The following is a 23,498-nucleotide window of genomic DNA, read 5'->3' as shown; positions in this document are numbered from 1 at the left end:
TTATAAATTATACAACCGGTTGTACTATCTTAATTTACTGACACAAGATATTGTACCATTTTGTCAAAAGAATAAAAAGGATGGATTTTAAAAAAATTGATTTTCATTTTTTAACATTATCTAGTATAATATAATAAAAGCGCTTTCTTATATGATTGAATGCGCTGATTTTGTTATTTTTAGGTGTGAATTATTCAAGGAGGAATTTTTTATTTTATCGCTTTTTATTATCATGATTATTGCTGGAATTCTAGCTGGAATCTTAAGTACGGTTACCGGATTAGCTTCATTGGTATCATTTCCAGCATTAACCGTCATCGCTGGGTTCCCAGCTGTCATTGCTAATGCTACTAACACAACGGCATTGATCTTTACTGGAATTAGTTCTGCATTTTCATCCAGAGAAGAATTAAAGGGCCACTGGAAAGAATTAGGTAAAATTCTATGTATCACTTTTGTTGGTGGTATTTTTGGTTGCCTACTACTAATTTTAGCACCTGCTAAGGCATTCCAAACCGTTGTTCCGCTTTTTATTTTAGTAGCTGGAGTTATGATTTTATTCCCACATAAGGTTGCTCACAGTCAGGCTGCCCAAAACCTTCGTTCTAATGAAGGAAGCAGCTGGAATCGGATCTGGAAACCAATCTTAACCGTCATCGGAATCTTTCTTTTAGGTGCATACGCTGGATACTTTGGTGCTGCCGCTGGTGTTATCATGTTAGCTGTTCTAGCCCACACAAGTACCGAACCATTTCCAGTATACAACGCCATCAGAAACGTTGCATTATGTTCTGCTAACGTGGTTGCCGGTGTTATGTACACCTATGAAGGCTATGTTCGTTGGGATATTGTGATTCCATTAGGAATCGGTTTTGTTATTGGTGGATACTTTGGCCCGAAGATTGTTAGACATATTCCAGCAAGATTAATCGAAGTGGTTACAGGAATTTTAGCTCTCATCTTAGCATGGCACTACTTTGTCCAATATTATGGATTAGCTGGTCACGTTCCATCATTCTTAAACTTTTAAAAATAAAATTAAAAAGACTAAAATAGAAAAGATAGCTCAAAGAAGTTATCTTTTTTATTTTGGATTTTTTAGAGAGGTGATGGAAAAATGGATCAATCTCAATCAAATGTTTCAGTTAAAACATTAATTTCAATTTTTAGTGCTGGATTAATTGCATTTTTGGGAATTTTAATGACCACCGCAATGAACGTTAATTTTCCAGAATTGATGAAAGATTTTAACGTTCCACTATCAACGATTCAATGGATTACCACTGGATACATGATTGCATCAGCATGTACGATGATGTGTTCGTCATTTTTAAGTAAACGATTTACATTCAAAAGTATTTTTGTTGCGGGTGCCGTTACTTTAATTATCAGTTTTTTTATTTGCGGATTAGCCGTTAACTATCCGATGCTACTACTCGGAAGAATCATCGGTGGGATTAGTGTTGGCATCGCAACCCCCTTGATGTTCAATATCATTACGCAAAAAATTCCGGGTAGTAAAATTGGTTTTTACATGTCATTTGGTGGCGCGGTTATCTCGGTTGCACCGACTGTAGGTCCGACATACGGTGGTTTCATGAGCTACTATTTTAGTTGGCAAGCCGCATATTGGTTAATTTTACCAATCTCAATCATCATTTTGATTAGTGGATTACTTACCATTAAGAATCAACCTCAAATTGAAAAGAATTTAAAATTAGATTGGAATGGCTTTATTTTAGCCGCAATTATGTTGGTTACACTAACAATTGGTGTTAGTTCACTCGGTCATTTTTCAATCACGACCATCATTTTATTAGTTATTGGAATCGCATCCCTATTTGGTTTTGGTAAAATTGAATATCAAAATCCAAAGGCTTTAATCAATACGGAAATTTTTAAATACCCTGCCTTCACATTCAGCTTTCTAGCATACTTTGGTCTTCAATTAACTAATATTAGTTTAGGCGGTTTCTTAATTCCTAACTTTTCACAGATTGCTTTAGGTGCAAGCGTCCTAATTGCTGGATTAATCGTCCTGCCTGGTAGTATTTTACGAATGATCTGCATGCCAATTTCTGGTGCTGCTTTAGATCACTATGGTGCTAAAAAGCCGATTTACAGTGGTTTAATCGTGGTCAGTTTATTCTTCCTAACGATGACATTAATTACTAATAATCTTACTTTTATCGTTATTTCAATTGCATACGCAATCTACAGTGCTGGTTTTGCTTCATCATTTTCAGACATCTTAACGAACGGTTTAAAGGGATTGCCAAAACAATTCACGAGTGATGGGAATGCCGCCTTCAATGCAATTCAAATTTACGGTGGTGCTGTCGGTATCAGCATCATGTCGTTAATAATTACCATCAAACAAAACATGAATCCACAATTACCATATAAATCGATTGTAAGAAGTGGTGTTCAGTATGATTTTGGATGCTTGTTCTTAATAGTGATTCTAGTTGCAATTTCAATTTCGATTAGTTTTAAACATTCTAAAAAATAATAAGTATTAATCTAAAAAAGGGATAATCCATCAAATTGGATTATCCTTTTATTTTAAATTTATTATTTATTTTGCCTGCACGTTAATAAATTTCTGCTGATCAAAATCATATAGCCCCTGGTCAGTAATTTTAATCGTTGGAATTACTGGCAAAGCCAAAAATGATAATGTGATGAACGGATTAAAGTTAATATCATGGGAAATTTGATCATAAGCATTTGAAATTTTGGTCAGTTGTTTAGATGCAATTTGCCATGGTTGGTTGGACATTAAACCAGCAACCGGCAACGGCATCGTAGCAAGGACTTTTTGATTGTCAACAACGGATATTCCACCACCAACGCGGGTTAGTTCTTCAATTGCACGGTAAATGGCATCATCATTGGTCCCAACGGCAATGATATTATGTGAATCGTGGGCAATTGTTCCGGCAACGGCGCCCTGCTTTAATTTAAAGCCATGCACCAAGCCAACGCCAACGGTTCCTAAATTATGGTGGCGTTCACAAACCACAATTTTTAGAATATCTTTCTTGGTATCTGCAACAAATTTAGAATCTTTAGAATTAACTGGCAAAACTAAGTTACCAGTATCAATGTGATTAGGATGAACATCGATGACGTGGCATTTCGGATGTGCACCGGTTAATTTTAACTCTAGATCTTTCTTTTGAACGTGGTGATGCATCGTATTGCGGTTAAATTCAAGTGGTTTCGTCTTAAAATCATCATTTGAAATCCAGTGACCGTTCTTCATCACCCGTTTTACATCGACTTTATAAGGGTCATTCACAATAACTAAGTCGGCATTAAAACCGGTACTCAATGCACCCAAATGATCAACGTGGTGAGATTTAGCAGCGTTATAGCTAGCCATTGTATAAGCCGTTTCAGGACGGATACCATGTTTAATGGCTAATTTAATACATGCATTAATGCTGCCTTCTGAAAGAATCGTATTAACATATTTATCATCAGTACATAGTGCAAACCGTTGGGCATTGCCTTCGTTCACAACGGCAACTGTATTGGCTAAATCTCTTTCAACGGTCCCCTCACGTAAATAAACGTAGAAGCCTTCATTTAAACGGTCTTTAATTTGTTGTTGAGTGGTACATTCGTGGTCGGTATTGATGTGTGCCTGCCGATAAATGTCTAACTGGGAACGGTTTAAACCGGCACCGTGCCCATCAACTTGATAATCTAATTGAATCGCATCATGTATCTTATCCATAATTTGGGGATCATGTTTCAAAACCGCCGGATAGTCCATGACTTCGGCTAAGCCCTTTACTTCTGGTTCCTTATAAAGTGGCTTCAAATCCTTAGCTAATAAAGTGGCACCATTATGTTCAAATGGTGCGCAAGGAACTGATGATGGCAACATCGTAAAGACATCCAATGGTGTCTGCCTTGAATCCTTAATCATGTATTTAATTCCGTCAATTCCAATCACGTTCGCAATTTCGTGCGGGTCGATAAAAACAGAAGTTGTTCCTTTCGGTAGTACCACCTTTGCAAATTCAGATGGCACTAATAACGAACTTTCAATATGGACATGGGCATCAATGAATCCTGGCACAACGTACTTACCATGAATATCATTAACCTGTTTGGCATCTAAATCTTTGCGATTGCCGGTGGCAACAATCTTACCATGATTAATCCACAATGAGTTCTTTTCAAATTGACGTGAAAAAACATTTAATACGTTTGCATTCAAAATCTCTAAATCTACTGTTGGCATCCAAATCCCCCAATGATATTCTTTTTGAAAATAAATTGTAGTCATTATCAATCAAATCATTAGAAAAGTCAAATTTGCCTAAGAAATCAATCAAAATGCTTTCATTTAATTCAAAACATAATGTATTCTATATTCATTAGACAAATGGAGGTTGATTGAGATGCAGACAAAATATGATTATGACGTTCTATATATTGGTAGTGGTCATGCTGTTGATGGCGTAATTGCCCTTGCTAAAAAGGGATTAAAAGTAGCCGTTGTTGAAGGTGACCGTTATGGCGGCACCTGCCCAAATTGGGGTTGTAACGCCAAAATTGCATTAGATGAACCGATCAAATTAACCAAAGAGCAGAAACGAATGAAAGAAATTGTGAATGGCAATTTATCAATCAATTGGTCCCAAAATATGAAGCATAAGCATGAACTGATTGATGGCTTTTCAGGCAAACAAAAGAACGAAAAACAAGCTGCCGGCATCGACACAATTGATGGCTGGGCAACATTTGTTGATCCACACACAATATCTGTCAATAATAAAAAATATTCTTCAGATAAAATCGTAATTGCAACTGGACAGCATCCCAACATCATTAATCTACCCGGCAATGAATATGCCCATGATAGCCGCGATTTTCTTGCTTTAGACGAACTACCTAAAAGCATTGCCATTATTGGTGCTGGATATATTGCCTTAGAATTTGCTACGATTGCCAGTGAAGCCGGTGCCAAAGTCACCATTTTAATGCACCGTGATAAAGTTTTACGTCAATTTTATCAACCATACGTTCTATCAGTTGTCGATGAATTAAAGCATGATGGTGTTAGTTTTATTAAGAATGCCAATGTGGCAAGTTATTCTCAAAACGATTCAGGCTATCAAGTTCATTATGGCAATCGTAAAATATTAAATGTTGATTGGATTTTAGATGCTGCCGGTCGGGTTCCGAACATTAAAAATTTAAACCTTGGTAAAGCAGGCGTTGATTATGATCGAAAGGGAATTAAAGTCAATGATCACCTTCAATCATCGCAAGCTAATATCTATGCTTCAGGCGATGTTGCCGATACTGGTGAACCCAAATTAACCCCCGCTGCAACGTTTGAATCCAAATATTTAACTAAATTACTTAGTGGTCAAAAAAAGGATGCCATCCAATTTCCACCAATTCCATCAACCGTCTTTACTTCACCTCGAATTGCACAAGTGGGTGTAACAGTCGATCAAGCTAAGCAAAATCCTGAAAAATATATCATCAAAAGTAAAAATATTAAAGACGATTGGTATCGGCAAGTTGATAAAGAAGAAATTGCTAAATACACCTTAATTTTTAATCGACAAGATCAATTAGTTGGTGCAGCCGAAGTTAGCGATCATGCTGAAGATGTAATTGACTACTTATACCCTGCCATTGCATTAAAATTAGACCGTGAAAAAATTGAATATTTAGAACCATTTATCTTCCCATCCATTGCTCACGATGCTTGGAAACGATTATAAGAAATAAACAGGAATAATTAAAAATGCAAATTGGCGTAAAATTGGCGTCAATTTGCATTTTTTACCCGATTCATTATATAATTTTAACTATACATTCTACGGAAGGAGATGGCATATGAATCGCCGTCAATTAAAGGAGGAGGCTAAAAGTGTTTTAAATGGTCATTTTAAATTTTTTGCACTTTTATTTCTTCCAATTGTCATTTTAAATATTATTGTCAATATAATGAGTAATTCTCAATCTGCACAACAATTTCAACAAAGTATGACAAATCTCCAAAATATTTATAAGGGTGCTAGTGATGTTAGTTCAACTACCCCAACACCATCCTTATCATTTAATTTTGGAATTCTAATCATTTCAATTGTTGCCGGATTATTAGCATGCGGAGTTTTGTTAGTGACATTGAATTCAATTCGTGGTCAAAATAATTACAAAGAACCATTTGTAAAGTCCACTTTTATCATTAGCAAAGCTCGATATTTCTGGGGAAGCATTTTAATTTTCTTGGCAAAATTTGTTTTGTTATTCTTATGGGGTATTATTTTTACAATTATCGGAGTGGCTGTTGCTTTCTTACCGATTAACCCTAGTGATAAAGTTAGTATTGATATTGTCGTTTTCTTTGCTGGATTAATTGTGATGTTCATTAAGAATTTAAGTTATTCACAAGCATTCTTCATTTATTATGATTCAATCATTAATAATGATCGCGTTGGTTATTTTGAATCAATTACAAAAAGCCGTGAATTATTAAAGGGTCATTTAGGTGAATACTTTGTCTTACAATTAAGTTTCATTGGCTGGTTAATTCTAGCCCATATCACTTTAGGAATCGCATTAATTTGGATCTACCCATATTATGATCTAACGATGTCCAATTATTATGATCATTTATTAAATTTAAATCAATAAAATTAATTATTTAGAAAATTAAAAGAGTTAGTGTTTATTAAAACATTAGCTCTTTTTTATATTCAATTATGCATGATTAAAACCAACTTGTAATATATCAACACATTTTTATTAATCCCATTTAAAAATAAATTTAAGATACTAAAAAAGACCATTTCAAATTAATTGAAATGGTCTTTTCTTACTGTATTAATAACTAACTATCTAATTACCATTACGGAAACTGGAGAATACTTAGCCATATAAGCAGCTTGACTACCAAAACGCTTTGAAATGCCCTTCTTAGCACGTGATCCAACTACTAATAAGTCAGGTCTTACATGCGGAATAACATCGCGAACAATCGTTTCACCAGCAGCACCTTCAGCAACAAGTGCTTGAACATGCTTGACACCGGCTTTTTTAGCTTGTTCCTGGTATTTCTTGATATGATTTCTTAAATCATCAATTTTTCCATGAACAAAATCTTCAGTTAAAGCTTGGTAGACGTTAACATCGTCCCCTTCTAAAACGGAAGCAATAATTAGTTCAGCGTTAGTTTCAATCGCACGATGAATTGCATAGTGAAATGCTAAAATTGCATCATCTGAATCATCGACACCGACTAAAATGCGTTTAAAATCAAAATCATTATCAGCCATCGTATTCACCTAGCCTTTTATTTATCCATGTTTTCTTGGCGAGCTTCTAAAGCATTTGGATATTCTTTTCTAAGTGACTTAGAAGTCTTGTACATATCATAAATAGTCCAAATTAGAAGTGCCATGATAATAACAATAATGAACCATGAAAGATTATTAGCTAAGCTAACTTGACTTGGAGTTGGGTTTTGGCTAATAAAACCAACGATTGCACCATCATCACCAAAGAAATTCTGCATATTCAAGAAGGTAAGGGCAATAATCGAAATCCATCCTAAAATTGATACCCATAATCGATTCTTGAATTGTCCCATTTCAAATTTACTATCAGTTAAAATAATCAATGGTAACATTGAGAATGGAAGTGCAAATGCTAAGAATACTTGTGAGTTTTCCATCAATTCATTCAAAGCTAAATGTTCCTTAATTGCTGGTTCGCCACCAGTCATTGATACACAAATTAGAACTGGAATAACTGAAATCAAACGGGTTACTAAACGACGCATCCATAGAGGCATTCGCATGTGAACGTAACCTTCCATGATGATTTGACCAGTTAAGGTACCAGTAATGGTTGAATTTTGACCAGATGCCAGTAGAGCAACGGCGAACAATATTGATAATGCACCAGTTTTAGCAACGGCAATCAAAATTCCGTTACTTAACATGGAAGTATTTGATAATGCTTGGAATAATCCAAAGAATGAAGTATCTTTAACAGCACCATTCTTGAAGACTGCAACACCCATAATCAATAGTAATGCGTTAACAACGAATGCTAATGATAGTTGAATGTTAGAATCCCAAGTGGTGAACTTAACCGTATTGGCAACATCTTTTGGATCATTGTAATCATACTTACGGGTTTGTGAAATTGATGAATGTAAGTATAAGTTATGGGGCATAACGGTAGCTCCAATGATTCCTAATGAATCCTTTAACGGAGTATCACCACTAACCTTAGCTGGATTAGAACCTGAAAATGCACGTGGTACTGGGATTAATCCTCTAAAGATATTTGCCCATTCTGGTCTAGATAAAATAACTTCATATGCAAATACAAATAAAATCACACAAATCAAACAAACAACAATGGCTTCAATTTTTCTAAAACCAATGAATGTAAGCAACAATAGTAGTAAGACATCAAATACGGTAATAAATACTGAAATGACTAACGGAATATGGAACAGCAAATTTAAAGCAATAGCGGCACCAATAACTTCAGCAATATCGGTTGCCATAATGGCTAATTCTGTTAAGATCCATAAAATAATTCCTAATGACTTACTAGTACGTGCACGGATAGCCTGAGCTAAATCCATTCGGCTTACAATACCTAGTTTAGCTGCCATATATTGTAGTAACATCGCAATTAAACTAGACATTAAAACAATGGACATTAGTAAGTATCCGAAATCTTGACCACCAGTAATTGATGTTGACCAATTACCAGGATCCATATATCCAACGGCTACTAAAGCACCTGGTCCAGAATACTTAAATAAAGTTTTCCAGAAACCTAAATTCTTTGGAACTTCAACGGTTCCATTAATCTCTTGAAGAGATTCACCATTCGCATACTTAATTAATCCACCCATATGTGAACGATGTTTTCCTGCGTTTTGACTCACAAGACATCACCTTTCTTTTCTTTTCAGTTATTATTGTACAATATTTTTTTCATTTTTTAAACTTTTTTTAGCAATCCCTAATTTTTTTATGTTATTAGTTAAATAAAAGTTAGGCAATGATAGACATATTTTTAATGAGCTTTAATAAAATTATTGACATTAAATAACTATTTGGTATATATTGACATTGAACTTGCAAGTTCAATATATAAGCAAAAGAGGTGAATAAAATCATATGAAATCATTAAAAGGCTGGTTATTTTCTATATCAATAATAGCATTGGTTGTTGTAAGTTTAGTAGGAATAAATGCAAATGCTAGTCAAAGACATCATTTATCCAAAGAAAATAAAATTGAATTCAAGCAAAGAAAAATTACTAAAGTTTCATTTAAAAAATATAAATATAATTTAAATAAGACAAAAAAATTAAATATTTATAATTTAAATAGAATAGTTAATAATAAGAAAAACAAATTTGTTTTCTTTGGATCTATTGAATGTCCCTATTGTAGAAATTTTTCTAAAACATTAAAGAAATTTACTAATGAGAAATTAAGAGCAAAGGTTTATTACTTCGAAGTAAATCAATTTGATGAAAAGAATTTAATGAAAAACAAGAAATTGGTAAAAACCATGTCTTATTTAATTGATAAAAAATTCAAATTAGAACAAATTCCTGCAATCTTTGCTATGAAAGGTAATAAAATAATTAGTCATTATAATGATTCAAAAACTTCATTAAACCAATTAAATCAATTAAATAAGAAATTAAAGTAAATGAAATTTAATTTTTAGAATTTATTTTAAATATAATATAAGGAGATACCACTATGAAGAAATTAAGCAAAAATGAATTAGAAAAAGTAAATGGCGGTATGAAATGTTATACATTAAGATGTATTAGAAGAAGAGATAATGCATATGCTGCTGGACTTTGGTTCTCATTTGATTCTGCTAATTAATAAATTAAATAATTAGTTTTAAAAGCTATTGAATCAATAATTTGATTCAATAGCTTTTTTATATAAAGGAGGATAATAATTAAAATGTTTTTTTACAAATATTACGTTCCACAAGTAGACGAAAGAGATTGTGGAGTAGCAGCTTTAGCTACAATTTTAAAATTTTATCATTCTAGGTATTCGTTAGCAAAGTTAAGACAATTAGCAAAAACAAACAACGAAGGAACCACTGCTTTAGGATTAGTTAAAGCTGCTCAAAAAACTGGACTAAAAACAGAAGCCGTAAAAGCTGATATGTCTATTTTCAATAAAAAGAATTTAAAATTACCATTTATTGTTCATGTATTAAAAGATGGAAAATATTTACATTATTATGTAATTTTAAAAAATAATAAAAATGATTTAATCATCGCAGATCCAGATCCTTCAGATAAAATAAAAAAAATGAGTAAAGAAAATTTTGCAAAAGAATGGTCAGGTGTTGCCCTTTTTATGAAACCATCACCTGCATATGTGCCTAAAAAAGAAAAGAAGAATGGCCTACTTAGTTACATCCCACTCCTTTTCAAACAACGTAAATTAATTTTAGAAATTACTATAACTGCATTCATTGTTACTATTATTAGTATTATTGGATCATATTATTTTCAAGAATTAATAGATTCTCTTATTCCTAAAAAAATCATAAATACAATTTCTATTATATCGATTGGATTAATAACTGCATATATTTTTCAAGAAATATTAACATTTGTTCAGAATTATTTATTAACCATTTTCGGTCAAGAATTATCAGTCAACGTTATTTTAAACTATATCAAACACGTATTTAGTTTACCCATGTCATTCTTTTCTACAAGACGTACAGGTGAAATAGTATCGAGATTTACAGACGCAAGTAAAATTATTGATGCTTTAGCCAGTACTATTGTTTCTATTTTTTTAGATTTATTCATTATAATAATTCTATCAATAGTTTTATCAATGCAAAGTTCCCTATTGTTTATGGTCTCATTAATCTTAATACCACTATATGCAACTGTAATCTATGTGTTTTTTCATCCCTTTGAAAAATATAATCAAAAATCTATGGAAAATAATTCAAAATTAAGTTCCTCAATTATAGAAGATATTCATGGAATAGAAACTATCAAATCACTAAATGTTGAAAACGAAAGTTATAATAAAATTTACTCAGAATTCATAAAGTATTTAAAATCCGAATTTACATATTCTAAATTAGATTTTATGCAGCAAGCGATGAAAACTACAATTCAATTAACTGTAAATGTTTTAATATTATGGATTGGATCAAGATTAGTGATTCAAAATGAATTAAGTATTGGACAATTAATAACTTATAATGCATTACTATCATATTTTACAAATCCAATTCAAAATATCATTAATTTACAAACAAAATTACAAATGGCACGAGTAGCGAATAATCGATTGAATGAAATATATTTAGTTAAATCAGAATTTAAAAATAAAAGATCAATTTCTAAAATATCAAAATCATTTAAACAAATTAATATGAAAAATGTAAGTTTTAAATATGGATTTGGTAAAAATGTTTTATCAAACATTAATTTAATAATTCCCAACAACTGTAAGACAACTATTGTTGGTATGAGTGGGTCTGGAAAAACAACCTTAGTAAAACTTTTATCAAATTTTTTCACACCACAAGAAGGAAAAATATTTATAGATAATAAAAACATAAATGATATTAATAAACATACAATTAAAAAATTCATTAATTATTTACCTCAAGAACCGTATGTGTTTAATGGAACTATAAGAGATAATTTATTATTGGGAAGCAGAGAATCCGTAACAAATGAAGAAATAATGAGGGCATGTAAAATTGCTGAAATAAGTCATGATATTGAATCAATGCCATTAAAATATAATACCGAATTATCAGAGAATGGCAGTATGCTATCAGGAGGGCAAAAACAAAGAATAAGTATTGCTAGATCCTTATTAACTCCAGCAAAAGTACTTATTTTCGATGAATCAACTAGTAGTTTAGATACAATTACAGAAAATAAAATTGTTAATAATTTACTAAAATTAAAAAATAAAACAATCATATTTGTTGCTCATCGTTTAAATATTGCTAAAAAAACAAATAATATTGTTGTAATAGATAAGGGAAAAATTGTTGAACAAGGATCTCATGAAGAATTAATAAATAAAAATGGGATCTATAAACATTTAATCAATGAATAATTACCATCCTCGATTTAATTCGTTTAAAATAAAGATAATTAATTTATAAGGAGTCATTCATATGTCATCTAATTACAAAATTGAACGCGATACTTTAGGCAACGTCAAAGTCCCTTCTGATGTTCTCTGGGGACCACAAACCGAACGCAGTCGTAATAATTTTAAGATTGGTAAACGCATGCCGTCCCAAATTATCAAAGCATTGTTACAAATCAAGAAATCTGCCGCAATTGTTAATGCTAAGGATGATATTTTATCATCCGAAAAAGCCCATTTGATTGAACAAACCATCAATCAATTATTAGCCGGTGATTATCAAAAAGAATTTCCGCTAGTCGTTTTCCAGACCGGCAGTGGCACCCAAACCAATATGAACGTCAATGAAGTCATCAGTCATTTAGCCAAACAAATTAACCCTAATTTACCGATTCATCCGAACGATGATGTCAATAAATCACAAAGCTCGAATGATACCTTCCCCACTGCAATGATGATGGTTGCTAATCAGGCCATTAATGAATTACTACCTGTTTTGAAGCAACTTAATCGATCATTAACAAAGAAGGAACATGAATTTAAAGAAGTCGTTAAAATTGGCCGGACTCACTTGCAAGATGCGACCCCGATTACCTTTGGACAGGAAATCAGTGGCTGGGTCAGTGCGATTGCACACAATATTGATTTCATTCAAAATAACCAAGCCGCCCTATTGGAACTCCCAATTGGCGGAACGGCAACCGGAACCGGCCTGAACACCCCTGAAAATTATGATGTTGATATGGTTAAACAATTATCCAAACAACTAGGTCAAGAATTTGTCGTGGCACCCAATAAATTTCAAGGATTAGCTAACCATTCTGGGATTGCAATGATGCACGGTTTACTAAAAAATCTAGCGGCCGATTTGGTTAAAGTTGGTAATGACATCAGATTCCTATCAAGTGGTCCCCGTGCTGGATACGATGAACTGTCAATTCCAAGCAACGAACCCGGTTCATCCATCATGCCTGGAAAAGTGAACCCTACTCAGATTGAAGCTTTGACGATGGTTTGTGCCCAGGTCATGGGTAATGACACCACGATTAACTTTGCTGAAAGCCAGGGTAATTTTGAAATGAACGTCTATAAGCCAGTCATCATCAACGACTTTTTAGAAAGTGCTACCATTTTAAGACAGTCAATTGATTCATTTACTAAACGACTCATCGATGGCTTAACCGTCAACCGCAAACGCATGGCAACGTTAGTCGATAATTCATTAATGCTGGTTACAGCACTCAGTCCCCACATTGGTTATGAACGGAGTGCTAAAATTGCTCAAAATGCTCAAAAGAACGGTCTAAAATTAAAGGAAGCGGCCATTAAAGATGGTATTTCTGAAAGTAATTTCGACCGGTGGGTTAATGCTAAACGGATGACAAATATTAATCGAAAGTAAATTAAAAGAGGTTGAAACATATGTTTCAACCTCTTTATTAATTCATTTTATTTTTTAAATATTGATCATATAAGAAATTTTCTTTACTCAAAATATCAATTGCCATGATAGAAGATAACTTTGTTTTTTCATTACTTTCTACATCATTAGTACCAACATTTCTAGAATATTGTAATTCATTTAAAATAACATTATTTTTATCAAATCTTAATATCGAACCCTGTTTAACATAATCAGAATTATCGCTGTAAATATTAATTGCTTTTTTATTTTGATAACAGTAATTTAAAACGTTTGAAAGGTTATCTTTAGGCATATCTTTAAATTTTAATGCTAAATTAAACGGATCAAATTTATCAATGCTTTTATTGTAACGAATATAATATTTAAACAAATCTAAATATGCTGATTTAGGATTCAATCTTGATATGTCTTTTTTTAACATGATCGTATACGAATCCAAGAATCCATAATCATCAATGGTTTTAACTATGAAATATGGTCCCAAATCTTTAATAATATAACCTAAAGCAAAATTACTGTAGTTAAAATTATCACGTGACTTAGAATATATTTCTAAGAGACTTTTATTTTCTAAGTATTCATTAGGAATGTCAACCAACATACTTCATCCCACCTTTAACGGATGTTGTTTACTCAAAAAGGGGCCAGGAAACAAATCCCCGTCCCTTTTTTAAATTGCATATATTTTTAGTTTTTAGCAGGAACAATGAACTTAGCCGTTGATAAGACATGACCTTTCATTGCGTGCATCATTTCATTCAACCAGAAGCCATCTTTTAATGGTAATTTATCATCCAATGCGTATACCTTTAGAGTATAATCATGGGGCTTGTCTGGTGGTGTTGGTCCAGCATAGTGTTGACTAATTTTAGGATCTAGTGGACCGGCAACCGGACCAGCAAGACTATTATTACCATGGGTCATTTGAATGGTACCCTTTTGACTATCATTTTCTGGGATTAAAGTCGTTTGAGGATCAATGTTAGCAGCCACCCAGTGAACAAACACCATTCCAACGACTGGAATTGAATCAAAATCAACTAACGATAGCGCTAATGATTTTGCATTTTCTGGAACCCCACTAATTTTAACTGGAAATGAAATGAACGGCTGATGATTAATTTGCTGTTCACTGGTTGAACCCTTGCTATATTTATCAGCAATGTATCCATGATCTAATGGAACTTCAATTTTCAATTCAATTACCCCCGATTTTTTAAATTCTTAACTAAGATGACAACCCAGTAAATGATAGTATAAACAATCAAATATAGGAGTGCAATGTTTTCGATTATCGTTAAGGGCAAATGAAAAACAAAACCTAAAATAGGAATTATCACAATGTATACAACTATGCTGTACAAGTAATTTTTTAAATCTTTTTTCATCAAAACCACCCTTGATTTTTAACTCATAACAATTTTATCACAATTTAGGGTTGCATTTGAGCTTAAAATATTATATTATAATAAATGTTGTTGACGAAACAGCAATGAATAAAAGAATGGCGACCGTGGTGAAGTTGGTTAACACACCTGATTGTGGATCTGGCATGCGTGGGTTCGAGTCCCACCGATCGCCCTAATATGAAAGCAACCATTTAATGATGGTTGCTTTTTTTGTCACCTTTCATCTACAGTTTGAAAGCCTTATAATAAAATTGTGGATTGGAGGGATTCAAAATGACAATGGCTGCTTTACTTCAAGTCATTAATTTAATTTTTCTTTCTGTCTTCTTGTATTTTGCAATTATGTGGGTCGTTTGTGAATGTTTGCAAAATAGCAACATTGCAAAAATGAGAATGTCTAGTATCATTTCTTTCTTTGCCCTTGTGATCTTTTTCTTCATCACTAAATTGTAAAACATGCGAGATAGTAAATAGACGCCTAATTTTGATGAATAATATTATCCATTAAAATTAAGCGCCTATTTTTTTACCATTTAACTTTTGATTTACGCATCCAAACGCATGCAATGATAATAAAGATAATTGATTTAATAATAATTGCTAGGAACATAAATTTTAACAAAGCCGAAGGAGCAATTCCCGGAAGATGTGGTAATTTTTCAACTGCACTCCCACCACTTGAAAAATATGCAACAAAATCATTTAAGAAGTGTAAAAACATTGGCAATAACAAGTTTTTTGTTCGAACGTAAATGGCAACAAAAATTAAACCAAGTGAAAATGCATTGATAACTTGAAGCGTTGTCATTGAAAATGTTTGTTGGGTTAAATTAATGTAGTGGGTCATCCCAAATAATAAGCTTGAAATTACAGCTGCCGGGATAATATGGTGATCGGTAACCTTGTCCCATACATATGTAAAAATTAATCCCCTAAAAATAAATTCTTCGGCGACGCCAGCACAAACAGCTATAATCAAGGCTGGTAAAAATAGTTTACCAAAATTAATATGTTTGATTGAGCTAGTCGCTAAAACAGCCCTAACAATATAAAAATTATAAGCTAAAACAACAATTAATAGCAGAACGTTATTTTTAGCATCCAAATCCCTTTGAAAATGAAATGTTTGATGATACCATTTGTGGTTAACAAACCAAATAAAAAGTACAAATAGTGAATCTTGAATCAAAAGATGAACTGATATTGGAACGTTGAATGGGTGTAGCCCTAGGTGCACTAAGAAACTAATCACGATGATACCAATCCAACTAGCTAAGATTTTAAAGAAATTAGTGGTTTTTACCATTAAATAAATAATCCCCTTTTTAGTGAAATTAGTGGTATTATAACAGAATTGATTTAATCTTCTCAAATTAATTGTGAATATTACTTGAATATTCAGTCATTATTTGTTATTAGTATAGTAGTAACTTAATAAGGAGATAATACAGATTAATAAAATTCAGAATAAGAATGTTGAGATACTGTCTGCTGGAATGGGAATCATCGTTCCAATCATCGCAATGGTCATTGGAATGGTATTCGAATTTAAGTACAACACTGATGCATCATACTTAGTCGATTTCGGTTTCATTGTATGGATGGCCATTAATGCTTATATGTCTGCTTCATACTTACACAACTGGATTAAAGATGATAAAAATAAGGCAATCCCACACTATCGAAAAATTATTTTTGCGGGAAGCATTTTTAATTTAAGTTTATGTGGTTTTATCCTATTGAATTTCGTTTATATGATTACGATGTAAAAATTATTAGAAAATAACAAGAAAGGGATCCTTTCAATTTAATTTGAAAGGGTCCCTTTTCATTTGCTATAAAATGTGATAAAAAGCAAGCAACATGTACGTTCCCATGAAGATCATCAGAACTCCCATAATCGGGCTCATCACTTTAGTTAATTTTTCTTTATCAAAACGGGCTAGGAAATGCGGCATCAGCCAAGCACCGACGATGGCTCCAACGAGCATCAAAGTGCCGACTTTCCATGCAATATTGCCTTGTTCTGTAATATGCATGAGTAAGCCAACAATCGAAGTCACAATCAATGCGTAGGAAGAAGTGGCGGCTGCTTCAGGCATCGTTAACCCCATTAATAGTAACCCGGCAACAAATGCGCCACCGCCACTTAATCCGGCGACACCGACCATCAATCCACTAACGGTTCCGTAAACATATGCTTCCTTTTTATTAATCTTCTCGGTGGGTGCTTTCTTTTTAAATGCCCGCATCAAAACCTGGATTCCTAAGATCAAAAAGATAATGAAAATTAACCATGTGTATAAAGAACTTGGAATATATGGTGAAATCAAACTGCCAACAACGGTTGCTGGAACGGCAGTAATCAAAAGTTGATTAGCATAATGAATTCGCATGTTCCCCGTTCGGTAATGACTATAAGCACCGATAATTAAAGAAGGGAGTGCTGTATACAAGGAAGTGGTTGCAGCGCTAGCAGGAGCAATTCCTGCCACTGCCGTCATAATTCCAAGATAATAAGCGGCACCGCCACCACCCATGGCAATGACTAGTCCACCGATTATAAATCCAATTAAAATATAAAAAATTGTCATTTATCAATATCATTCCTTAATTTAATAGTTTATACATAATTTTAGCAATGTGATTAATTGCCGTTTTACGACTTAAACTTGATGAATTGTTTCTAAAAGAATATTTTAGTGCAGAAATCAGTCCTCCTGCAATATAGTTTGCCATTAAATTAGGATCAACATTTTGCAGAATATCATCCCGCTTATTTCTAACTTTTAAATATTTCTTATAAAAATCTACTAAATTATCGGATAGCGCGTCAATCACAATTGGTAAGGTTTGACTTAAATTTAATGAATCAATCAATTTTTTGTGGCGATCAATGTACTCAAAAAGAAATTTAATGTACTTTCGATATGTTTCCTCTAAAGTTAACTCTGAAGTATCAGAGACTGTTCTTTTAATAAAATTCTCGGGAAAAATTTGTCTAACAAAATAATTAGTAATGAAATTAGCAAATGCTTCCTTGTTTTTAAAATGGTGGTAAAAAGTTGCCCTTCTTACCAGGGCATGATCACATAATTCTTGAATTGAAATCTCTTTAAATGATTTTTGCTGAATCAATTCTAAAAAAGCGTTAATTAAAGCTTTATACGTTTTCTTAATTCTTAAATCCATTTTATTCTTCACATCCTCGCATGCATTTCAATATATCCTTATAAAATATTTAAAAATATTCTTGATAAACTTACATTTGTTAATTATAATACAGTTGTATATTAATTATTTCAAGGAAGGGCATGAGGAAATGAACCAGCTGTTTCATAAATTAGGACTCAACATCCATCATCACAGCAAATTATGGATTGGAATCATTACCATTCTAACCATTATTTTTGCATTTGGCCTCCCTAAAATTCAAATGAAAATGGGAAATGATGTTTTCGTTAGTCAAAACAAGCCACTATACAAAAATTCAAAGGCTTATCAAAAACATTTTGGCGGATCATCATTATATTTAACACTCAGTGGAGCTCAAAAAGATGTTTTAAGCCATCAAACCATGCAAGACATCGCTAAGTTTAACGACCAATTAAATGGTACCAACAATATTAAAAAGACCACCAGTGTTCTTACACTATTAAATAATGAAATTAAGAACCAAAATGTCGCTAATTTATCAAACCATTCATCTAATAATGGAAAATTACAGTCAGATCTTTGGAACAGTTTGCCTAATTCAACTAAGGATCAGATTCAAAATAACATTCAATCCAGTTTATTAGACTCACAAAAGAAAAGGGTTCAACAATATAGCACCGGTTTATTGAACAACAAGCAAAAAGTAGCAATGCTCAAGGAAGAACAAGCCGAAAGCATGCAGCTTGAGAAAATGTTTGATGCTGGGAAATCAAATTCCCAAAAATCGATGATTAATGCTGAAAAGAAAATTCAATTTAAAGAACAAACCCTACAACAAAAATTATTGAATAATCAGCAAAAACAAAAGATTAAAGCTTACACAATGACAATTTTGAACCGTCAGCAAAAGCAGGCATTAGCAAATCAAATTATGAAGAAAATGCCTAAGGTTCAAGACATGTCGAACCAATTGTTACATGATATCTTTTTAAGTAATAACGGCAAAGTTCCAAATCAGCTGAGCCAATTATTACCACAAAATGGGCAAAGTAATTTAATTATCATCAACACTTCCGAAAAAGCATCGGATATGAGTACTGACGTTCAACTATCAAAAGATGTTGAAAAGGCCATTCAAAAGACCCATTTTAATAAAAATGTAACGGCTAAATTAGCTGGTAACCCATACATTATGGGTCAAGTTAACAGTTCGGTCATCAACAACATGGCAATCATGCTTATCTTTGCAGTTATTTTAATGGTTGTCATTTTAATGATTGTCTTCCCCGTTAGAAGGCGCCTCTTACCACTAGCATTCGTATTAGTATGCTTAGTCTGGACTTTTGGCATCATGGGTTGGTTAAACATCCCATTAACCTTAGCCACCATGGCAACATTGCCAATTATCATTGGGCTAGGAACTGATTTTGGGGTTCAATTCTTGAATCGCTACGAAGAAGAGTACAAAAAGAATGACAAGCCGTTAGACGCATTGGAAAAATCAATCAGCAACATGGGACCATCGGTTGGCATCGCATTAATTGTTATGTCCTGTTCATTTCTAACGATGTACCTTGCTAAAGCCCCGTTAATGCAACAATTTGGTTTGACGCTATGTATTGGTGTCATCTGCTCCTACATCGTTGAAATGTCGTTGATCTTCAGTACGCTAAACCTTCGTGATCAAAATCCAAAATTATTGGCAACTAAGGTCAGTGACCATCGAAAAACAAGTCCAACGTGGTTATCGATGCAACTGAAACACTATGCCGGATTCATCATCAAACATGCGTGGATCACGTTAATCGTTGGTTTCATTTTAGGCGGGATTGGTTTTTCAATCGAGCATAACATTCAATTGGACACCAATATTCAGCATATGATTCCACAAAATTTAACTAGTTTAAAGAATACTAAACAGCTTCAAAAGAAAATTGGCTCAACCACTTACATTACTTACCTAGTTAAAAATAATGACGTCAGAGATAAATCGGCGCTAAATCAGCTTGAACAAATTGGCAATCAGGAAAGTAATAAGTATAAAGATATTACTGGTGTCACCAGTTTGGCAACCACATTGAAACAAAACAATGTAAATTTAAATGACAGTCAGGCAAACATTAATCAAGCTCTTGATAAACTGCCAGCATCATTAAAGCAAACCTTAGTTAGTAGTGATAATCAATATACTTCACTTCAATTTAAAGTTAACAATAATTTAGCTTCTAGACAACAGTTAAATTTGATGGATCAGATTTCACATGATATTACTGGCACCCATAATGGCATGACATTTTCAAACGCCGGGAACGAAAATATGATGCTTCAAGGAATCAATAACATGGGTGCAAACCATGAATTAATTGTCATTTCTGGACTATTAATTATTTTCATTTTGATGTTATTGGTATACAGAAATTGGCGTTTGAGCTTGTATCCTGTTATTCCAATCATCATTGTTCTAGGTCTATCACCGCTTACCCTTCATCTCCTGCATACGACGTACAATCCAGTCACCATCGGTTTAAGTTCATTAGTGCTCGGGATCGGCACTGAATTCACAATTTTGATTGTCGAAAGGTACCGGGAAGAAAAGCAACGTGGAATTGAAATTAAATCCGCAATTGAAGATGCCATCCAATCGGTTGGCCAAGCCATTACCGTTTCCGGTTTAACCGTCATGGGTGGCTTCTCAGCCATCATGTTTGCAAGCTTTCCCGTTCTTAAAAGCTTTGGTTTAATTACCGTCTTAGATACTGGTTACTCATTAATCAGTGCCTTAACAATTTTACCGGCATTTATCTATCTTTTAAGGAAGCGTCATCCAAAACAAGAATCAAAATCATCATCAAAATTAAATGACTAATAAAACAACCTCTCGTTCAATCCGGGAGGTTGTTTTTTTACTAACAATTAGTTAGATGAATGTTATAATATTATTCGTTATAACATTAAATTGAAAGGATATCATTTATGAGTATTTTAGTTGGGATTCTTCCAGCGCTATTTTGGGGTGTAACCCCAATTGTAACAACTAAAATCGGTGGTAAACCGGTTCAACAATTAACAGGAACCACGTATGGAACGTTAATGATTGCATTAATCCTAGTCTTCATTTTCCACCCGGTCATTACTGCTAATGATTTTATATGGTGCTTTTTAGCGGGCGTATCATGGGCACTTGGTCAATTCATGCAGTACTACTCGTTTACTAAGATGGACGTGTCGACAGCAATGCCCATTTTTACCGGTCTTCAATTAATCGGTACCCCAATTATTGGTGTTCTTTTCTTGAATGAATGGGCTTCAACCAATTCTAAAGTAATTGGAACCATCTGTATCATTGCATTGTTCATCGGAATTCGTTTTACAAGTATTCAAGATAAACATGATAAGAAGAAAACCAATGCTAGGGATCGCAGAAATGGAATGATTTGCTTAATTTTCGGTAGTTTTGGTTATATTTTATGTGATACCCTACCAAGAGTCCCAAATGCAACTGGCCTATCAGGAATCTTACCACAAGCCATTGGTGAAGTTATCACTGCTTTAATCGTTAGTTTGATTATTCATCCTCACCATTATGGTAAATTCTTGACCGAACGTGATACAGTTATGAATACCGCCTGTGGATGGTTATCCGGAAGTGGAACTTTCTCTTATTTAATTTCATCCAAATTAAATGGGGTTGCAACCGGATTTCCGTTGACCCAATTAAATGCCGTCGTTGCTACCATCGGTGGAATCGTATTCCTACACGAACATAAAAGTAGACGTGAAATGTTATACACCATTATTGGTTTAATTCTAATTATCATTAGTGCATTTGTCATTGGACACGTCAAATAGAACATGGCAAAAGACTAAGGTATTTATTTTACCTTAGTCTTTTTTATTTTAATAATTAAATTAATGAATAAAAATGCTTAAAATCATTACCATGATTAGACCAACGACAGCAATCGCCGTTTCTAAAGTCGTCCAGATTTTCAAAGTCTGTTTAACGGTCAAATCAAAGTACCCTTTGAACATCCAAAAACCAGCATCATTGACATGTGAAGCTGCTAATGAACCAGCACCAATTGCTAATGCCATCAAAACTGGGCTGACCGTTAATGAGTGCATCAATGGAGTTACTAAACCGGCAGCTGTCATCCCAGCAACAGTGGCTGATCCAAGTGATACTCTAAGAATCACGGCAATCAACCATCCTAAGATCAACGGTGAGAGGTTAACGTGCATCATCATTGATTGAACGGCTTTACCAACGCCACCATCAATTAGGACCTGTTTGAATGCAGAACCACCAGCAATAATCATTAATAGCATTGCAATGGATTTGATGGCTTCTTCTAACGTATTTGAAATATCCTTCATTTTTTTACCACGGTGAAAGCCCATTGACCACATGGCAAAGAGCAATGTAATTGTCATTGCAATCATTGGATTCCCAAGCATCATCACAATTGCATCTAACCCGTGGGGATCTTTAGGAGCCACCCCACCGTTAACCACCATATCATAAATCGTTGAAATTGCCATGAAAATTGCTGGTAACAATGATGTCAAAGCTGAAATGCCAAAACTAGGGGTATCCGCGATTTTATAACTTTTAACCTTTCCAAATGCAGGCAGGGACTTCTTGATCACAAAAGTTTCCGGTGCAATCTTTCGAGCAAACTTAGTAAACAATGGGCCGGCGACAATTACACAGGGAATTGCAACGATAATCCCAAATAGTAAGACTTGACCGATATTAGCACCTAAAGCCGTTGCAACTGCTGTTGGCGCAGGTTGTGGTGGCAAGAACCCTTGCGTTGCAGATATAGCTGCCGCCATCGGAATCCCCAAATATACAAATGGGACGTCGGCTTCCAGTGCAACTGCAAAAACGATCGGTGTCAAGAGAACTAAACTAACTTCAAAGAACAGAGACATTCCGATAATAAATGATGCAATCACAATTGCAATTTGCAATTGCTTTTTACCGAATCGGTCAATCAACGTTCGTGCAATTCGGTAGGATCCACCAGAATCTGAAACTAAACGGCCAATCATCGCACCAAATCCAAAAACGATGATTAACTCGCCCATTGAACTGCCGATCCCGTTTTTAATTGAAACTGCAATCTGGGCAGGATTCATTCCTAGACCTAATGCAACTAAAATTGAAGTCACAATTAAAGCGACAAAGGTATTTAATTTATACTTAATGATTAAAACTAGTAGGAATAGAATTCCGAGGGCTAAAACTATAAACGGCATGTTTGCGCCTGCTTTCCTTTTAATTTAAATCAATTATAGCATGATTTCAAATTATGTG

General features: G+C 33.7%; 21 protein-coding genes and 1 tRNA gene. 13 read left to right on the top strand and 9 right to left on the bottom strand.

Annotated elements, in window-relative coordinates; translation table 11 throughout:
- Positions 1 to 151: 151 nt before the first annotated feature.
- Together WR164_RS02055 and WR164_RS02050 are read left to right on the top strand one after the other, a co-directional pair.
- Positions 152 to 1,030, top strand: a complete 879-nt coding sequence (locus tag WR164_RS02055; RefSeq protein WP_286135897.1) for a sulfite exporter TauE/SafE family protein — start codon at positions 152 to 154, stop codon at positions 1,028 to 1,030.
- 87 nt (positions 1,031 to 1,117) lie between these two features.
- Entirely contained in the window at positions 1,118 to 2,512 is a 1,395-nt protein-coding gene (locus WR164_RS02050) for an MFS transporter (protein WP_286135895.1), read from the top strand.
- 66 nt (positions 2,513 to 2,578) lie between these two features.
- Here the strand turns inward: WR164_RS02050 and ade are convergent, their stop codons facing one another.
- Positions 2,579 to 4,258: an adenine deaminase gene (gene ade, locus WR164_RS02045; RefSeq protein WP_286135894.1), complete on the bottom strand. Its 1,680-nt coding sequence runs from the start codon at positions 4,256 to 4,258 to the stop codon at positions 2,579 to 2,581.
- Positions 4,259 to 4,418: 160 nt separating this feature from the next.
- Here ade and WR164_RS02040 point away from each other — a divergent pair, with 160 nt between their 5' ends.
- Both WR164_RS02040 and WR164_RS02035 read left to right on the top strand, forming a co-directional pair.
- Positions 4,419 to 5,756 (top strand): dihydrolipoyl dehydrogenase family protein, encoded by a 1,338-nt coding sequence (locus WR164_RS02040; protein ID WP_286135893.1) that lies wholly within the window; start codon positions 4,419 to 4,421, stop codon positions 5,754 to 5,756.
- Between the two features lie 115 nt (positions 5,757 to 5,871).
- On the top strand, positions 5,872 to 6,672 hold the full coding sequence (locus tag WR164_RS02035) for a DUF975 family protein (RefSeq protein ID WP_286135892.1): 801 nt from the start codon (positions 5,872 to 5,874) through the stop codon (positions 6,670 to 6,672).
- Positions 6,673 to 6,872: 200 nt separating this feature from the next.
- Here WR164_RS02035 and WR164_RS02030 read toward each other — a convergent pair whose 3' ends face one another.
- Both WR164_RS02030 and WR164_RS02025 read right to left on the bottom strand, forming a co-directional pair.
- Positions 6,873 to 7,313 carry a universal stress protein gene (locus WR164_RS02030; protein WP_286135891.1) on the bottom strand — a complete coding sequence of 147 codons (441 nt, stop codon included), beginning with the start codon at positions 7,311 to 7,313 and terminating at the stop codon, positions 6,873 to 6,875.
- Between the two features lie 17 nt (positions 7,314 to 7,330).
- Complete coding sequence (locus WR164_RS02025; RefSeq protein ID WP_286136881.1) at positions 7,331 to 8,914, bottom strand: Nramp family divalent metal transporter; 1,584 nt, start codon at positions 8,912 to 8,914, stop codon at positions 7,331 to 7,333.
- 268 nt (positions 8,915 to 9,182) lie between these two features.
- Here WR164_RS02025 and WR164_RS02020 point away from each other — a divergent pair, with 268 nt between their 5' ends.
- From WR164_RS02020 to WR164_RS02005, 4 genes are all read left to right on the top strand, one after another.
- Positions 9,183 to 9,725, top strand: coding sequence for a DUF6568 family protein (locus WR164_RS02020; protein ID WP_286135890.1), 543 nt, complete (start codon positions 9,183 to 9,185; stop codon positions 9,723 to 9,725).
- 53 nt (positions 9,726 to 9,778) lie between these two features.
- Positions 9,779 to 9,910: a bacteriocin gene (locus WR164_RS02015; RefSeq protein ID WP_286135889.1), complete on the top strand. Its 132-nt coding sequence runs from the start codon at positions 9,779 to 9,781 to the stop codon at positions 9,908 to 9,910.
- Positions 9,911 to 9,994: 84 nt separating this feature from the next.
- Positions 9,995 to 12,148: a peptide cleavage/export ABC transporter gene (locus tag WR164_RS02010; RefSeq protein WP_286135888.1), complete on the top strand. Its 2,154-nt coding sequence runs from the start codon at positions 9,995 to 9,997 to the stop codon at positions 12,146 to 12,148.
- 61 nt (positions 12,149 to 12,209) lie between these two features.
- The gene (locus WR164_RS02005) at positions 12,210 to 13,586 is read left to right on the top strand and encodes a class II fumarate hydratase (RefSeq protein ID WP_286135887.1); all 1,377 of its coding nucleotides are present in this window, start codon (positions 12,210 to 12,212) and stop codon (positions 13,584 to 13,586) included.
- 37 nt (positions 13,587 to 13,623) lie between these two features.
- On the opposite strand, the gene WR164_RS02000 is transcribed toward WR164_RS02005, so the two are convergent.
- Both WR164_RS02000 and WR164_RS01995 read right to left on the bottom strand, forming a co-directional pair.
- Positions 13,624 to 14,211: a hypothetical protein gene (locus tag WR164_RS02000; protein WP_286135886.1), complete on the bottom strand. Its 588-nt coding sequence runs from the start codon at positions 14,209 to 14,211 to the stop codon at positions 13,624 to 13,626.
- 86 nt (positions 14,212 to 14,297) lie between these two features.
- Complete coding sequence (locus WR164_RS01995) at positions 14,298 to 14,807, bottom strand: YbhB/YbcL family Raf kinase inhibitor-like protein (protein WP_286135885.1); 510 nt, start codon at positions 14,805 to 14,807, stop codon at positions 14,298 to 14,300.
- A gap of 309 nt (positions 14,808 to 15,116) precedes the next feature.
- On the opposite strand from WR164_RS01995, the gene WR164_RS01990 reads away from it, so the two are divergent.
- A tRNA-His gene (locus WR164_RS01990) sits at positions 15,117 to 15,192 on the top strand.
- 100 nt (positions 15,193 to 15,292) lie between these two features.
- Entirely contained in the window at positions 15,293 to 15,472 is a 180-nt protein-coding gene (locus tag WR164_RS01985; RefSeq protein ID WP_286135884.1) for a hypothetical protein, read from the top strand.
- Positions 15,473 to 15,545: 73 nt separating this feature from the next.
- Here WR164_RS01985 and WR164_RS01980 read toward each other — a convergent pair whose 3' ends face one another.
- Positions 15,546 to 16,325, bottom strand: a complete 780-nt coding sequence (locus WR164_RS01980) for a CPBP family intramembrane glutamic endopeptidase (RefSeq protein WP_286135883.1) — start codon at positions 16,323 to 16,325, stop codon at positions 15,546 to 15,548.
- Between the two features lie 190 nt (positions 16,326 to 16,515).
- On the opposite strand from WR164_RS01980, the gene WR164_RS01975 reads away from it, so the two are divergent.
- Entirely contained in the window at positions 16,516 to 16,788 is a 273-nt protein-coding gene (locus tag WR164_RS01975; protein WP_286135882.1) for a hypothetical protein, read from the top strand.
- A gap of 66 nt (positions 16,789 to 16,854) precedes the next feature.
- On the opposite strand, the gene WR164_RS01970 is transcribed toward WR164_RS01975, so the two are convergent.
- Positions 16,855 to 17,613, bottom strand: coding sequence for a sulfite exporter TauE/SafE family protein (locus WR164_RS01970; RefSeq protein ID WP_286135881.1), 759 nt, complete (start codon positions 17,611 to 17,613; stop codon positions 16,855 to 16,857).
- A 16-nt stretch (positions 17,614 to 17,629) separates the two neighbouring features.
- Positions 17,630 to 18,211, bottom strand: coding sequence for a TetR/AcrR family transcriptional regulator (locus WR164_RS01965; RefSeq protein WP_286135879.1), 582 nt, complete (start codon positions 18,209 to 18,211; stop codon positions 17,630 to 17,632).
- 130 nt (positions 18,212 to 18,341) lie between these two features.
- Here WR164_RS01965 and WR164_RS01960 point away from each other — a divergent pair, with 130 nt between their 5' ends.
- Together WR164_RS01960 and WR164_RS01955 are read left to right on the top strand one after the other, a co-directional pair.
- Positions 18,342 to 21,041 (top strand): hydrophobe/amphiphile efflux-3 (HAE3) family transporter, encoded by a 2,700-nt coding sequence (locus WR164_RS01960; protein WP_286135878.1) that lies wholly within the window; start codon positions 18,342 to 18,344, stop codon positions 21,039 to 21,041.
- Between the two features lie 107 nt (positions 21,042 to 21,148).
- A complete protein-coding gene (locus WR164_RS01955; protein ID WP_286135877.1) occupies positions 21,149 to 22,024 on the top strand; it encodes a GRP family sugar transporter in 876 nt (291 codons plus the stop codon).
- A gap of 60 nt (positions 22,025 to 22,084) precedes the next feature.
- Here the strand turns inward: WR164_RS01955 and WR164_RS01950 are convergent, their stop codons facing one another.
- Positions 22,085 to 23,440 (bottom strand): gluconate:H+ symporter, encoded by a 1,356-nt coding sequence (locus WR164_RS01950; protein ID WP_286135876.1) that lies wholly within the window; start codon positions 23,438 to 23,440, stop codon positions 22,085 to 22,087.
- Between the last annotated feature and the right edge of the window lie 58 nt (positions 23,441 to 23,498).

The organism is Philodulcilactobacillus myokonensis, assembly GCF_027923585.1.
In the GTDB taxonomy this organism is placed as follows: domain Bacteria; phylum Bacillota; class Bacilli; order Lactobacillales; family Lactobacillaceae; genus Philodulcilactobacillus; species Philodulcilactobacillus myokonensis.
Note: the sequence above shows the minus strand (reverse complement) of the source record. Positions and strands in the feature narration are given on the sequence as shown.

Coding starts and splice junctions, on each gene's coding strand:
- WR164_RS02055 (WP_286135897.1), top strand. CDS start 152: ATGATTGAATGCGCTGATTTTGTTATTTTTAGGTGTGAATTATTCAAG.
- WR164_RS02050 (WP_286135895.1), top strand. CDS start 1,118: ATGGATCAATCTCAATCAAATGTTTCAGTTAAAACATTAATTTCAATT.
- ade (WP_286135894.1), bottom strand. CDS start 4,258: ATGCCAACAGTAGATTTAGAGATTTTGAATGCAAACGTATTAAATGTT.
- WR164_RS02040 (WP_286135893.1), top strand. CDS start 4,419: ATGCAGACAAAATATGATTATGACGTTCTATATATTGGTAGTGGTCAT.
- WR164_RS02035 (WP_286135892.1), top strand. CDS start 5,872: ATGAATCGCCGTCAATTAAAGGAGGAGGCTAAAAGTGTTTTAAATGGT.
- WR164_RS02030 (WP_286135891.1), bottom strand. CDS start 7,313: ATGGCTGATAATGATTTTGATTTTAAACGCATTTTAGTCGGTGTCGAT.
- WR164_RS02025 (WP_286136881.1), bottom strand. CDS start 8,914: ATGGGTGGATTAATTAAGTATGCGAATGGTGAATCTCTTCAAGAGATT.
- WR164_RS02020 (WP_286135890.1), top strand. CDS start 9,183: ATGAAATCATTAAAAGGCTGGTTATTTTCTATATCAATAATAGCATTG.
- WR164_RS02015 (WP_286135889.1), top strand. CDS start 9,779: ATGAAGAAATTAAGCAAAAATGAATTAGAAAAAGTAAATGGCGGTATG.
- WR164_RS02010 (WP_286135888.1), top strand. CDS start 9,995: ATGTTTTTTTACAAATATTACGTTCCACAAGTAGACGAAAGAGATTGT.
- WR164_RS02005 (WP_286135887.1), top strand. CDS start 12,210: ATGTCATCTAATTACAAAATTGAACGCGATACTTTAGGCAACGTCAAA.
- WR164_RS02000 (WP_286135886.1), bottom strand. CDS start 14,211: ATGTTGGTTGACATTCCTAATGAATACTTAGAAAATAAAAGTCTCTTA.
- WR164_RS01985 (WP_286135884.1), top strand. CDS start 15,293: ATGACAATGGCTGCTTTACTTCAAGTCATTAATTTAATTTTTCTTTCT.
- WR164_RS01980 (WP_286135883.1), bottom strand. CDS start 16,325: ATGGTAAAAACCACTAATTTCTTTAAAATCTTAGCTAGTTGGATTGGT.
- WR164_RS01975 (WP_286135882.1), top strand. CDS start 16,516: ATGGGAATCATCGTTCCAATCATCGCAATGGTCATTGGAATGGTATTC.
- WR164_RS01970 (WP_286135881.1), bottom strand. CDS start 17,613: ATGACAATTTTTTATATTTTAATTGGATTTATAATCGGTGGACTAGTC.
- WR164_RS01965 (WP_286135879.1), bottom strand. CDS start 18,211: ATGGATTTAAGAATTAAGAAAACGTATAAAGCTTTAATTAACGCTTTT.
- WR164_RS01960 (WP_286135878.1), top strand. CDS start 18,342: ATGAACCAGCTGTTTCATAAATTAGGACTCAACATCCATCATCACAGC.
- WR164_RS01955 (WP_286135877.1), top strand. CDS start 21,149: ATGAGTATTTTAGTTGGGATTCTTCCAGCGCTATTTTGGGGTGTAACC.
- WR164_RS01950 (WP_286135876.1), bottom strand. CDS start 23,440: ATGCCGTTTATAGTTTTAGCCCTCGGAATTCTATTCCTACTAGTTTTA.